The sequence below is a fragment of the Methanoculleus receptaculi genome, assembly GCF_033472595.1.
Classification (GTDB): domain Archaea; phylum Halobacteriota; class Methanomicrobia; order Methanomicrobiales; family Methanoculleaceae; genus Methanoculleus; species Methanoculleus receptaculi.
This window is the reverse complement of sequence record NZ_CP137642.1, coordinates 66,516-79,323: the sequence shown is the minus strand read 5'-3', so window position 1 is coordinate 79,323 and position 12,808 is coordinate 66,516. Positions and strand designations below refer to the sequence as shown.

Annotated in this window: 13 protein-coding genes; 8 read left to right on the top strand and 5 right to left on the bottom strand. The window is 57.1% G+C overall.

What is annotated here, in order from left to right; genetic code table 11:
- Nucleotides 1-4: 4 nt before the first annotated feature.
- Nucleotides 5-370: a phosphoribosyl-AMP cyclohydrolase gene (gene hisI, locus R6Y96_RS00395; protein WP_318621480.1), complete on the bottom strand. Its 366-nt coding sequence runs from the start codon at nt 368-370 to the stop codon at nt 5-7.
- A 5-nt stretch (nt 371-375) separates the two neighbouring features.
- Nucleotides 376-1,167, bottom strand: a complete 792-nt coding sequence (locus R6Y96_RS00390) for an A24 family peptidase C-terminal domain-containing protein (protein ID WP_318621479.1) — start codon at nt 1,165-1,167, stop codon at nt 376-378.
- Nucleotides 1,168-1,498: 331 nt separating this feature from the next.
- Here R6Y96_RS00390 and R6Y96_RS00385 point away from each other — a divergent pair, with 331 nt between their 5' ends.
- The 4 genes from R6Y96_RS00385 to R6Y96_RS00370 are packed head-to-tail and all read left to right on the top strand — an operon-like array spanning nt 1,499 to nt 6,455.
- Nucleotides 1,499-2,131 (top strand): hypothetical protein, encoded by a 633-nt coding sequence (locus R6Y96_RS00385; protein ID WP_318621477.1) that lies wholly within the window; start codon nt 1,499-1,501, stop codon nt 2,129-2,131.
- On the top strand, nt 2,124-4,484 hold the full coding sequence (locus R6Y96_RS00380) for a type II/IV secretion system ATPase subunit (RefSeq protein ID WP_318621475.1): 2,361 nt from the start codon (nt 2,124-2,126) through the stop codon (nt 4,482-4,484). The genes R6Y96_RS00385 and R6Y96_RS00380 overlap by 8 nt, the downstream gene beginning before the upstream one ends.
- Complete coding sequence (locus R6Y96_RS00375; protein ID WP_318621473.1) at nt 4,481-5,404, top strand: type II secretion system F family protein; 924 nt, start codon at nt 4,481-4,483, stop codon at nt 5,402-5,404. Before R6Y96_RS00380 ends, R6Y96_RS00375 begins: the two co-directional genes overlap by 4 nt.
- Before the next feature lies 1 nt (nt 5,405).
- Nucleotides 5,406-6,455, top strand: a complete 1,050-nt coding sequence (locus R6Y96_RS00370) for a type II secretion system F family protein (RefSeq protein ID WP_318621471.1) — start codon at nt 5,406-5,408, stop codon at nt 6,453-6,455.
- A gap of 191 nt (nt 6,456-6,646) precedes the next feature.
- Here R6Y96_RS00370 and R6Y96_RS00365 read toward each other — a convergent pair whose 3' ends face one another.
- Nucleotides 6,647-8,119 carry a cobyric acid synthase gene (locus tag R6Y96_RS00365; RefSeq protein WP_318621469.1) on the bottom strand — a complete coding sequence of 491 codons (1,473 nt, stop codon included), beginning with the start codon at nt 8,117-8,119 and terminating at the stop codon, nt 6,647-6,649.
- 47 nt (nt 8,120-8,166) lie between these two features.
- Between R6Y96_RS00365 and R6Y96_RS00360 the strand changes: the two genes are divergently transcribed.
- The 3 genes from R6Y96_RS00360 to R6Y96_RS00350 all read left to right on the top strand — a co-directional run bounded on the left by R6Y96_RS00360 (nt 8,167) and on the right by R6Y96_RS00350 (nt 10,642).
- The gene (locus R6Y96_RS00360; RefSeq protein ID WP_318621467.1) at nt 8,167-9,825 is read left to right on the top strand and encodes an adenosylcobalamin-dependent ribonucleoside-diphosphate reductase; all 1,659 of its coding nucleotides are present in this window, start codon (nt 8,167-8,169) and stop codon (nt 9,823-9,825) included.
- A gap of 42 nt (nt 9,826-9,867) precedes the next feature.
- Complete coding sequence (gene yciH, locus R6Y96_RS00355) at nt 9,868-10,173, top strand: stress response translation initiation inhibitor YciH (protein ID WP_214022729.1); 306 nt, start codon at nt 9,868-9,870, stop codon at nt 10,171-10,173.
- 139 nt (nt 10,174-10,312) lie between these two features.
- On the top strand, nt 10,313-10,642 hold the full coding sequence (locus R6Y96_RS00350; protein WP_318621465.1) for a type II secretion system protein E: 330 nt from the start codon (nt 10,313-10,315) through the stop codon (nt 10,640-10,642).
- A gap of 4 nt (nt 10,643-10,646) precedes the next feature.
- Here the strand turns inward: R6Y96_RS00350 and R6Y96_RS00345 are convergent, their stop codons facing one another.
- Nucleotides 10,647-10,910 carry a hypothetical protein gene (locus R6Y96_RS00345; protein ID WP_318621464.1) on the bottom strand — a complete coding sequence of 88 codons (264 nt, stop codon included), beginning with the start codon at nt 10,908-10,910 and terminating at the stop codon, nt 10,647-10,649.
- Complete coding sequence (locus R6Y96_RS00340) at nt 10,903-11,400, bottom strand: YkgJ family cysteine cluster protein (protein WP_318621463.1); 498 nt, start codon at nt 11,398-11,400, stop codon at nt 10,903-10,905. Before R6Y96_RS00340 ends, R6Y96_RS00345 begins: the two co-directional genes overlap by 8 nt.
- 153 nt (nt 11,401-11,553) lie before the next feature.
- Here R6Y96_RS00340 and R6Y96_RS00335 point away from each other — a divergent pair, with 153 nt between their 5' ends.
- Nucleotides 11,554-12,732: an NDP-sugar synthase gene (locus R6Y96_RS00335; protein WP_318621462.1), complete on the top strand. Its 1,179-nt coding sequence runs from the start codon at nt 11,554-11,556 to the stop codon at nt 12,730-12,732.
- Nucleotides 12,733-12,808 lie beyond the last annotated feature (76 nt).

Here is a 12,808-nt window from a genome sequence, read left to right as displayed (position 1 = left end):
GAAGTCATTCATCCTTATTAGCGTATACCTTCTCCGGATCGAAGACCAGTCCGGCGATCTCCTCTCCCTCGATCGTCCGGAAGAAGCAGGATGTGTGGCCGGTATGACACGCTGCGCCGGTCTGTTCCACCTCATAGAGGAGGGCGTCCGCATCACAGTCGACAAGTATCCGGCAGACCCGCTGTATGTGGCCGCTCTCCTCCCCTTTCTTCCAGATCTTCTGTCTGCTTCTGCTGTAGTAGTGCGCGTATCCGGTTGTTCTGGTAAGTTCCAGCGCCTCAGCGTTTGCGTAGGCGAGCATCAGGACCTCACGTGTCCGCCTATCCTGTGCTATGACAGGGATCAAACCGTTTTTGAAATCTATATCCATACCTATCACATTCCTGCGATCGCTTTCATGATCACAAAGAAAATGTCTCCCACGAACAATGCTGTCAGGAATCCCGCTGTAATCGGGATGATGAACGGAATACCGTAAGATATCCAGACCCTGCCGGCCTTCCTGTAGAGGGTGAGTTCCTTCTGGTATTCATCGGGGTGCTGTCTGAGATCTTTTGTGTAGATCCTGCGCTCTCCCCGTATGATGCGGCGAAGCGACTCAGTAAAACCGATGAACCGTCGAACCAGTCTACCGTCCTCCCCTTCTTCTAGATCTTCCATAACAAAACCAAACTCGTTCTGGATCTTCTCTCCACTAACAGGAAAACCAAGGAATAAGCATGAGAGTGGAGCCCGGTTCCCCTCAACAAGGTTCTTCAGAAGTATGGCAAGGGGTGCCGCGATGTTGATGAGCACAGCATTTATCAGCACGGTGAAGGGGAAGAACCCCAGGGGCGAGGTGCCAAAGATGGTTTCAAACGGGTGGAACGGGATGCATGCCGTGATGACGATGAGGGCATACGCGTCTGCCCCCCCAAAGAGGTTCATCGCCTGGAAAAGGTAAAAAAAGCCGCAGAATACTGCGACCAGGGTAAGATACGCTGCCGCCGTCCGCCAGTCCGCGATAAAGGTCAGCACATATACCCAGACAGCTACCGGGACCGCGATCGCGAGGGCGGGCCGCCATGTTTTATGCGGCACCCGCCGCTCTCTCAGGTCCAGGATCGAGGCGTATATTAGCGTGATCCCGATTGCACCTGCTGAAATCATAAGCGGAATTGCTGCCATGGGCTGAAGAATCATGGGCAGGTAGTTTGTTTACGTGTTATCTCTTATTTCTGGCGGTCTTGTCCTGCAGAATGTTTCAATGCGGTTTTTCGCGATTGACCGGAGATTCGCATGCATTGCACCTTTTTCTCCGGGCAGGAGGGTATGAGGGGTGCCCATCGCCAGCAAACCTCTCTCTCGCTCTGCAGCCGGTCTATTCCCCGGAAATTTTTTTTGTCTGATGTTTGACAATCATAAGATATTAATAATAGCGTATAGATGTGGTATATTGTGATAGGGGTGCAAATCCCCTTTCCAACATGAAAACACAGGGCATTGCCAGAAGATCCTCATGGAAATAAACGACCTGATGGCAGAGGTCCTCGGCCAGTCGGTGTGCGAGGGGCGCTTTACTTATGAGGAGTTGCTGCACTACAGCGCTGCTCATTCTCCAAGTGGTATAGGTGTATCGAGAGGTGAGGCGAGCGATTTTTTCCTCATCATCTCGAGGGGCGAACCGGACGGCGCAATCCTTGTCGACGGGAAGGGAACGCTCTTTGGTGACCAGGCAGCACTGCACCTGACAGGGGATGAAACGTTCGAACTCTACCTGGTTGCGCAGACTGTCGTCGATGCTCTCACGTCGCGGTGCAGGGTCTTTGAGAAGAGTCACCTGATGAAGAACGGCCGCCTCGATATTCCGATAGTCGGGGCTACAGACAGACAGCGGGTTGGTGTGCTCTGTCTGATCGTGCATGATGGCCGCGCACCTGTTGCGGGGGCCCGCGTCACAATCCGGAAGGGGAAGGTTATGCTTGCAAGCGATGTGACAGATGTGGGGGGACGGGTCTGTTTTCGGCTGCTCAATGGGCGGTATATGTGTATTGTATCTGACCGGATAGGGGAGCGTACACGCTGCATCGTGGAGTTTCATGAACCCAGGGTAGAGGTAGGTATCGATATTGCGAGGAGACCGGATGAGTAAGAATGGTGACGAGGAGCGCGAGTTGATAGCGTCGGTCAGAAACCTCCTCTCCCGGCCACAGAAACTGGGTTTTGGGGAGGAGGATGCCATAGCGAATGATCCTGCCAGCGAACTCTTTATCGATACGTGGTGGGGGGAACGCCCGGAACCGGTGCCGGTGCATGTCCGGAAGGATGATGAGATCAGGGCTCTCATCGAGAGCGTGGCAAGAACAGGAAGTGCGGCGGAACGGCGCACAACCACGGCTGAAGACCCGATCCAGGCTCTCCTCAAGCGGATCGAGGGGCAGGGGCCGGGTATTGTTGAGGAACCGGTCTCTTCTTATGTGGAGGTGCCCGGTGAGGCCGGCACCGCGCTGGAATCGCCCGCTGAACCGCCGGTGGTGGAGAAGCCGGCCCGGCCGGAGCCGGCGTTCACGCCCGCCGCTTCGCGCCATCCCGTTCATGCAGGCATCCGCGAGCGCAGATGGGGATGGCGGGAGACCGATGAATCCGGCACATATGAAGAGACTTTTGAGGGGGTGAGATCGGTCGATGAACTCGGGAACCTTGCAGACCTGATCCTCCCCAGGAGCGCTACCTTCTCCATCGATGAACTGAGCATCAACCGCAATGAGCACTTCTATGACTTTGTCGACAACGCCCGGGTCGTATCGGAGTTTGACGAACTATTCTCCCGGTCATACACGCCCTCATCTTTCGCCGCTGCAGCCGCAGAGGTGGCAATCCCTGCCGAGGAGGTTCCAAAACCCCGGTTTGGGGTTATCAGGAAGTTCCAGGTGCCCACCCTCGAGCAGAAGGTCGAAGACTACAACCCCCTCCTGCATGGACCCCTCGTCGACCTCACCTTGCACCCCTCCCTGGGGGTGGAGGAGATTGAGCTCTACCCGGTGAACGAACCCTACGCCTACATCCGCGTGACCTATGACACCTCGACGCATGAGTACACCTACCACGTCATAGAACCGGTACTCACGCCAGGGGAGCGTGATCTCTTCCAGGAGATCAGGGAGCGCCTCTTTGAGACCCTCAATATCACCTGCCGGAACCTCAGCCGCGAGGAGGCGCGCAGGGTGTTGCGTGATGCGGTTAACACGATCATCGCCGATTATGGGATTCGCCTCGATCCTGTCGGCCGGGAGAAAGTCCTCTACCAGGTGGAGAAGGAGTTTCTTGGCGATGGTCTGATCGATCCAATTATGCATGACAAGTATGTCGAGGATATCTCCTGTGACGGTGTCGGTAGCGCTATATTCGTCTACCACACAACCTACGAGTCTCTGAGGACGAATCTTGTATACACCGACGCAGCGGAGCTCGACTCCTTCGTCACGAAACTTGCGCAGCGGGCGGGGAAGTACATCTCGATCGCCGAACCGATGCTGGATGCCACCATGAACGATGGCTCGCGCATCCAGATGACTCTCGGTTCAGAGGTGACCGCTCACGGCTCGACGTTCACCATCCGGAAGTTCCGGGATGAACCGATCACTCCAACAGACCTCATCGAGTGGCACACCTTCTCCCCGCTCGGGATCGCTTTCCTCTGGCTGGCAGTTGAGAACGGTAAATCATGCATCTTTGCCGGCGGTACGGCTTCCGGGAAGACCACGACGTTGAACGCCATATCGCTCTTTATCCCGCCGCTTGCAAAGATAATCACCCTCGAGGACACCCGGGAACTTAAACTGCCCCACCCGAACTGGATCCCGAGTGTCACCCGTGACTCGTTCTCACAGGATGGACGGGGGGAGATCGATATGTATGAACTGCTCCGCGCCGCCCTCCGGCAGCGCCCGGAGTACCTCCTGGTCGGCGAGGTTCGCGGTCGCGAGGCCCTGACCCTCTTCCAGGCCATGAGCACCGGTCATGTAACCTACGCGACGATGCACGCAGATTCGGTGGCAAGTGCGGTCCATCGTCTTGAGAACCCGCCGATCGGTGTACCCAGGAACATGCTCTCTGCGCTTGACCTTATGTCCATCCAGGTGCAGGCCCGGGTGGGCGGCCAGCGGATCCGGCGCAACAAACACCTCATCGAGATACTGGACGTCGATCCCCGGACGAACGAACTGATCACAAACGAGGTCTTCCGGTGGCACCCGGTGACTGATGAGATCCGGTATTCCGGCAAATCCTACATCCTGGAGCAGATCATGGAGGACCGGGGCTGGAGCGAAGAGCGGATGCGCGAAGAGTTGAAACGGCGTCAGGAAGTGCTTGAGTGGATGCGCATCAAGAAGATCAGACATTACCAGGATGTTAGCAAGATACTGATCTCCTACTTCAGGGACCCGGAGGCGGTCATCCAGCGGGTGCGCGCGGACCTATATGGGGAGGGGGGTCCTGCATGAACAGTTACGAGCGTTTCTGTTTCAACCTTCTCGGCCACAGATTAAAGGATAAACGGGCGGATTATGTTAAGCTCCGCAACGATATGATGGGGGCGCGGATGACGACGCCATTCGAGGCCTACCTTGCGACCGCCTATGTCACATCGATCATGGTTGGTCTCGTAGCGGCCGTTCTGATCGGGCTCCTGACATATATCCTTCGCGTCCCTGATATGATAGTCTACCGTGGGGCGGTCCCGGAGTTCCTCTATGCTTTGAATGACTACAAGATGGTGCTTGGCACCATCGTCATCACGATCATCGCCCTCCTGGTATTCGGCGGGATCACCTACATCGTCTTCATCATCTACCCGGGTATACTGGCAGGGGAGCGCCGCCGGAACATCGATGCCACCCTCCCGTACGCCATAAATTATGTTACAGCCATGTCCTCGGCGGGAATAACACCAGATGAGGTCTTCCGGTCACTCGGTCAGAGTCAGATATATGGTGAGAGCGCCGTAGAGGCACGTTACATCACCCGCGAGACCGACTTCTTCGGTAAAGACCTCCTTGAGGCCCTGCGGGCGGTTGCGCAGGCGACGCCGAGTGACCGGATGCGGGAGTTCCTCCAGGGAGCGGTTGCAAGCATCTCCAGCGGGAGTAACCTGACAGAGTACTTCCGCACGAAGGCACACCAGTATACGCTTGAGAACCACCAGCAGCAGAAGGCGTTCCTGGAGACGCTCGGGCTGGTCGCGGAGTCCTACGTCACCGCAATCGTTGCGGGCATGCTCTTTTTGATCATCCTCCAGTCGGTCATGACGATCTTATCGGGCGACTCGAACCCGCTCTTCCTGTATATAATCATCTACCTGCTTGTGCCCTTCGGGAGCCTGATGTTTGTCATCCTGATCAGTTCAATAACGCCGGAGGTGTGATATGGGATTTAAAGACCTTTTTGACGATCTTTTGAATCGAAACCGGCCGCAGCCGGTTGATATGCCGGAGGAGGCGCCTCAGCCCGATCCGGTCGTGGTGCGGGACGAGGAGATCCTTAAGAGGATCCAGCAGCGGCGGAAGTACCAGGAAGGGTTCTACCGCTTCCTCAAACATCCGCTCAGGGTGATGATTGAGGAGCCCTACACCGCCCTGTTTATATCCGTTCCTGCAGCTCTCCTCCTCTTCATCGGTGGATTTGTAAGCATAGTGACGTCTTACGGTTTCGCGGCAATCTTCGGGACGACCATGCTTGACGATGTCGCCGTATTCGCGATAATCATCGCCATCGTGCCTTTTGCCATCCTCGATCTCAAGGAATCGATTCGCGTATCGAGCGTCGAGGCCTCTCTCCCGAACTTCTTCCGGGATGTGGCCGGGATGAACGATTCCGGTATGACGCTCCCACACGCCATACATATAGTCTCGGAAGGCGATTACGGGGCACTCACACCCCATATCCGCAAACTCGATACTGAGATGTCCTGGGGCGTCCCGTTTGTGGAGGCGATTCGCAGGTTCGGGAAGGCCGTGAGCACCCCGCTTGCGGAGCGGAGCGTCGAACTGATCGCTCAGGCAAGTTCCGCGGGCGGCGATGTCAGCGAGGTGCTTCGGGCGGCTGCGCACGACGCCTATGAGTTTTTCAACCTGAAAACGGAGCGAAAGACGGGGATGATGATCTACATGATCATCATCCTGATGTCGTTCTTCGTCTTCTTATTCGTCATCGCCGTGCTCTCAGGTACTTTCCTTGCAACGATGGCGGAGGCTGGGGAGACTGTTGCGGCCTCAGGGTCAGCGTCCGCGCAGTCGTTTATGGGTAGTGTGGATATCTTCCTCTACAACCGCGTCTTCTGCCATGCGGCGCTTATCCAGGGGTTCTTCTCAGGGCTTGCGGCGGGCGTCATGGGCGAAGGACGGGCGGTCGCAGGGCTGAAGTACTCGGCGTTGATGGTGCTGATAGCCTGGGTTGCGTTCCGGTTCTTCCTCTGAGGCGGCCGGGATGCGTCATTCTTCCTTTTGATCCGGCTTGATCCCCACTTCCAATGCAAAAGACCGATCTTCATGATGCAATCGATGGCCCCCTCGGGTAACAGGCATTTCAATCTCCGGAGGTATGGGCTCTTCCCGAATCTCTGGAATAGATGCCGGCCATTTTGCCAGGAAATGCAGGAGAGATGCTTTCATCTGGTAAAAAAGCCCAGGATCGTATCCATATCAACATGCGCCTCAAAATGCCTGGCCAGGTCACCGTATGCTGCGGATGCGCCCAATGCGCCGCCGTCCGCCTCCGTTATAGGCTCAAACGGCAGCCCCCGGCGTTTCGATAGATAGGCGAGGAGGGCGTTTACAGCACCGGGGTTCTGGAAGAGCCCGTGCATGTATGTCCCGAAGACCAGGCCGTCGGGTGTCGCAGCGCCTTCTCCGGCGAACGCCTCTGGCAGTCCTCGCCGCTCGGTCTCGCCCATATGTATCTCGTAACCCTCCACCTCTCCCATAGCCTGGAGTATGGGGCCAGGGCCTGTTGCCCGCCGCCTGACCTGCACCGTCGTCTTGCGATATCCGGTAAACGCCGTGACAACGTCGAGGAGCCCGAAACCCGTATACTCGGCAGGGTCGCCCCCAGACTCGATACCCCTATCGATGATAGCCTTCCCGAGCATCTGGTATCCCCCGCAGATCCCGATGATCGGGACACCCCTCTCCCCGGAAACCTCGAGTTCCTTCTCCACGCCGTGCCCGCGAAGGACGTTGAGATCCTCCACGGTGTTCTTCGTCCCCGGGAGGATGATACAGTCGTATCCGGCAAGCGATTCTCCTGGCGTGACATACTCAACAGAAGCGTGCCGCTCGAGGAGCTCGAAGTCGGTGAAGTTTGAGATCCGTGGGAGCCGGATGACGGCGATCCTGATCGCGTTTTCTGTCGCCGCGCATTGCCTCTCGCTTATAGAGAGGGAGTCCTCGCTTGGAATACGGATATCGTTGTATGGCACCACACCGAGGACCGGCACACCTGTGAGTTCTTCGAGTCTGGCAACACCCGATTCAAACAGCGCGGGATCGCCCCTGAACTTGTTGATGATAACCCCCTTTACAAGCGATCGGATCTCTTCGGGAAGGAGGGCAAGAGTGCCGTAGATCTGGGCAAAGACCCCGCCCCGCTCTATATCTGCGACCAGGAGAACTGGAAGGCGGAGTGCCCGGGCGAGCCTTATGTTTGCGATGTCACGCTCGTAGAGGTTCACCTCAGCCGCCCCTCCGGCACCCTCCACCACAACGTTTCCGAACCGTCTCTGCAATCGTTCGAAAGCGGCAACCGCCTCTGCAAGAAGTTTATCCGTCTCCATGTAGTAGTCCCGGATCTGCACATCCTTGTAAGGCCGGCCGAGTAGAACCACCTGCGAGACCGCCTCCCCCTTTGGTTTGAGGAGGATCGGGTTCATATCGGCCTCTGGTTCGATCCCGGCAGCAAAAGCCTGGGCGGCCTGAGCGATCCCGATCTCACTCCCGTCGGCGGTGACGTAGGAGTTGAGGCTCATGTTCTGGGATTTGAAAGGCGCAACCGCGATCCCGCGCCGGTATAGCGCACGGCAGAGTGCTGCAACGGTCACGCTTTTGCCGACGTGGGATGCAGTTCCGAGCACGATAAGAGACATCGTCAGCAGAAGAGTTGGACACAACGGCTTATTAAGGCCGGGGTTCCATGAAGGGTAATATGGAACTCACTCCAGCAGCCCGTCTCCTCCTGGAACGCCGCTACCTCCTTCCAGGCGAGAGTCCTGAGGGTCTTTTCTGGCGTGCTGCCAGCGCCGTTGGTGGAACGGAACGATCGCGCGAGTTCTTCTCACTCCTCTCGGATCTCCTTTTCCTGCCGAACTCACCTACCCTGATGAACGCTGGCACTCCCGGAGGACAACTCTCCGCGTGCTTTGTCCTCCCTGTGGAGGACTCGATTGAGGGTATCTTTAGAACCCTCACACATATGGCGCTCATCCATCAGTCCGGCGGGGGGACCGGGTTCTCGTTCTCACGCCTCAGGCCTCGCGGGGACATAGTCAACGGTGTGAGGGGTGCCGCAACCGGGCCGGTCTCGTTCATGCGGGTCTTTGATGCAGCGACAGCGGCGGTACGTCAGGGCGGGCGGAGAAGGGGGGCAAACATGGGCGTGCTCGCTGCCTCTCACCCGGACATCGAGGAGTTTGTTACCTGCAAACGTGAGGGCGGGCTTACAAACTTCAACATCTCTGTCGGGGTTGATGAGCAGTTCCTCCGGAGCCTGGAGGGTGGTCCCGACTACGACCTCGTAAACCCGCGTGACGGCAGCGTCTGGAAGAGTATCAACGCTCGCTCGCTCTGGCGCATCATTGCTGAATCGGCCTGGATCTCAGGTGAACCTGGTGTAATCTTTCTCGACGAGATCAACCGGCGGAACACCACACCGCACCTTGGTCTCATCGAGGCTACCAACCCATGCGGTGAGCAGCCCCTCTACCCCTATGAGAGTTGCAACCTGGGTAGCATTAACCTGGCCAGGTGCATCAGGAAGAGCGAGATCGATGATGACCTGCTGGTCAGGGTGGTCCGATGCGGCGTCGAGTTTCTCGACTCGGTCATCGATGTTAACCATTTCCCTCTCCCTCAGATCCGCGAGAAGACCCTGGCCACAAGAAAGATCGGGCTCGGGGTGATGGGGTTTGCCGAAGCGCTCATACGCCTAGGTATTCCCTACGAATCGGAGGAAGCGCTCCGGTTTGCCGAGAACCTGATGGAGAAGGTTCAGACCACGGCGCGGGAGCGCTCAGAGGAACTGGGCATGGAGAAGGGCCCGTTTCCGGCGATCGAGGGTTCGGTCTTCCACGGGGATATGCGCAACGCCACCGTCACAACCATTGCTCCAACGGGGTCGATCCATCTTATAGCCGGGACGACGAGCGGTATCGAACCGGTCTTCTCTTTTGCCTACGAGCGGACGATCGACGGCCAGCCTGTGAGGATTGTAAGCAGCCTGATCACTGAGTTCCTGCCCTCCACCGCCGGCGGAAAGGACGTGGTCGAACACGTCCGCCGCCATGGAACGGTTGCTGGCCTCCCTCTGGACGACCCTACTCTTGACCTCTTTAAGACGGCCCTTGAGATCACCCCGGAGCACCACGTCCGGATGCAGGCCGCATTCCAGAAGTATGTGGATAATGCAGTCTCAAAGACGGTTAACCTCCCGGAGCGCGCAACCGTGGGGGAGATTAGTCAGATCTATTCCCTTGCTCATGAACTCCGCTGTAAAGGGATTACAGTCTATCGTTATCGCAGCAGGCCAGACCAGGTGCTATCACTTGGCTGTGACGTATGCCAGATCGATGGATGACCATACCAAATAATATATAACGAGAGCTGAAAGGTACATGCAATGAACGGTGGGATCTGTCCGACATGCGGACTGCCAAAAGAACTGTGCATCTGTGAGGAAGTTGCAAAGGAACAACAGAGAATTACTGTAAAGATCAATAAACGTCGGTATGGAAAGGAGGTCACGGTCATCGAGGGTCTCGACCCATATGACATAGATCTCGATGACCTTTCAAAGTTCCTGAAGGCAAAACTGGCCTGTGGCGGTACGGTCAAGGACTCTTCGATCGAACTGCAGGGCAACCATCGCGAACGGGTGAAGGCCTTGCTCGCGCAGAAAGGTTATAACCTGGAAAATATCAGTTGACCTGCCCCCTTTCATGGAGAGGCAGGGGAGAATTTTTTTCGAGTTGCTATATGGTGAGTGGATCGTCTCTCAGAGTTCTCGGCAGACAGTATAATCAGCAAAGAGGTTGTATAATCGGGGGTGTTGACGATCCATGGCGATGAGATGTTCGTTTGCACTCGATCCCGACCTGATGGAGCAGATCGATCAGTTCGCGAGAGAGCATTCCCTCGACAGAAATGAGGCCATCCTGGAGTTGATCGAGGCCGGTCTCTCCTGCAAGGATGCTGGAGAGGCTCCAGTGCGGCAACCGCGCTCGTTTGAAGAGTTTAACCGGCTGCAGCAGGAACTTGAGGAGGTCAAGAATGTTCTTGCCGAACTCAAGAAGGAGGTCCGGCTGGTTCATCACACGATCGAGACCGACTGGAACCGCGAGACAAAAGGGGTTCCGTTCCAGACGAAACACCCCTGGGAGTTCTGGCGGAAGTGACCTGCTAACTTATAACGTTTGCTATGCTGCGGAAGCCCTCGCCCGTGTGGTCGTCGCAGAGGACGGCCTCAACCTTTGTCATATCGATATCTGGCGCGCCACGGCAGAGGCTGCAGTAAGCCCGCGCCGGTGACGGCAGTTCTCTTCCTGCGATCACGACCCGTGAGGAATGGACACAGAGCCCGCATCTCTCCACGGGAACTGCCTCGTTTTGCGTACACGTGACCCGGCCCCCGATGACGGGGAGGCGACGCTCACGCTCATTCATAGGCCTCTACCCGATAGCCCGCATGGTCGAGGATGGCGGCAACCTCCTTCTTCCAGGCGTTATCGTCGTCGATCGCAAGCGGTGCCACCTCCTCCTCCCAGCACTGCCGCAGTGCAGGATCCTCCGTGACAAGGCTCCGCCTGCCTTTAACCTTTCCTGCCTCCTCTCCGGAGGAGTCGTAGATTCGCATGCTGCAGCAGATGTATGATCTGCAGATCGGAGGACGTGTGTTGTGGATGGTGCAGATGTACTTCCCTTTGCGGCCCGGCATGGGCCGCAGGAAGGGGCACCAGGAAGGGTTTGCATCTCTCTCTGAGGTCTCCCTGAAAGCATCGAGAAACCGCTCCTCGACGCGGGCGCGAAACGTCCCGCCGACGATCTTCTGCCGACAGAGATACTCACGACTGTTCAGTTTTCTATCGATCTCGATGAGAGCGTCTCCGGCGTTCATACAGCACTTGCCGCAGAGCCTGCACTCAAACTCTGTCATTCAAGATGAGTCTCTTGCGCACGGGAGGATAAAGATTCGGAATGACCCGCCCCCGGGGTGGGGGGCGGTTTTTCAGCATGCGGTCTGTATCAATGGGACACATGCAGATTCAATCTCAATAAGGTTAAATCGATACGCACACAATGGAGTGGCATGAAGGTGTGCATAATGTGTGGAGGGGAGGGGACACGGCTCCGCCCCCTCACATTCGGGCGTCCAAAACCCTGCATTCCAATCGTCAACAAACCCTCGATCCAGCACCTGGTCTCACACCTCTCAAACCTGGGGTTCAACGATGTGGTGGTCACCCTCGGTTACATGAGCGAGGCCATCGAGGGGGCGCTTGGCGATGGGTCGCTCTTTGGTGTCAATATAACCTACGTCCACGAGAAGACAAAACTAGGGACGGCTGGAAGCGTCAAGAACGCCCAGAAATACCTTGATGGCCAGCCTTTTCTGGTCGTTGGCGGCGATCATGTGGTGGACTTGAACCTGCTTGAGCTATACCGCGAACACCTTGCCAACGACTCGATCACCACCATCGGGCTGATCAGCATCGACGACCCCACAGGTTACGGGATAGCCGAGATCGATGCAGACTGCCGGATAAAACGGTTCAGGGAGAAGCCCGGTCCCGGGGAGATCTTCTCGAACCTGGCAAGCACCGGGATATATGCCTGCGATCCGGGGGTCTTTGACCACATCCCGGCAGGGGAGAAGTTTGACTTTGCCCGGAACCTTTTTCCAGCCTTGATGGAAGAGGGCTATGTCCTTAAGGGCTGGCCCGTCCGGGGCAACTGGTCTGACGTGGGGAACCCGAGGTCGCTGCGCGAGGCCGAGCGCTGGAAACTGCAGGGGATCAGTTTCACCAGCATCTCCGGAGACCTCGCCATCAGGGGTGGCCGAATCCTTGGTCCGGTGCATATTGGCGGTTTTGTCTCGATAGGTACAAACTCCAGGGTGATCGGGCCGGTCTCGATCGGTGCCGGGACTACAATCGCGGAGAACGTCATCATCGGCCCTTACACGAGTATCGGCGAGGGGTGTATCATCAAAGAGAGCGCGAAGATCTTCTCCTCATCCCTCTACAACCGGGTGGTGGTCGGGAGAGGCACCACGGTGTGCGGAAGCATCATCGACAACGATACAGTAATCGGCAATAAATGCAGCATCGAGCACGACACGGTAATCGGACCGCAGGTGGCGCTGAAAAACGGTGTGGTCGTCCACGCCGGGGCCAGGATCTGGCCGGAGGTCATCATCCCGGAGGGGACGGTCGTGAAAGAGCACGTCTTGAACGAGAAATATGATACCCGGATCGAGGGGTCGTAAGGGCCCGGCATCCCCGGTTCTCTTTTTTACCCGCAACGACTCTCCTGCGGGCATTTCTCTCCGCAAGGTGCCGGCG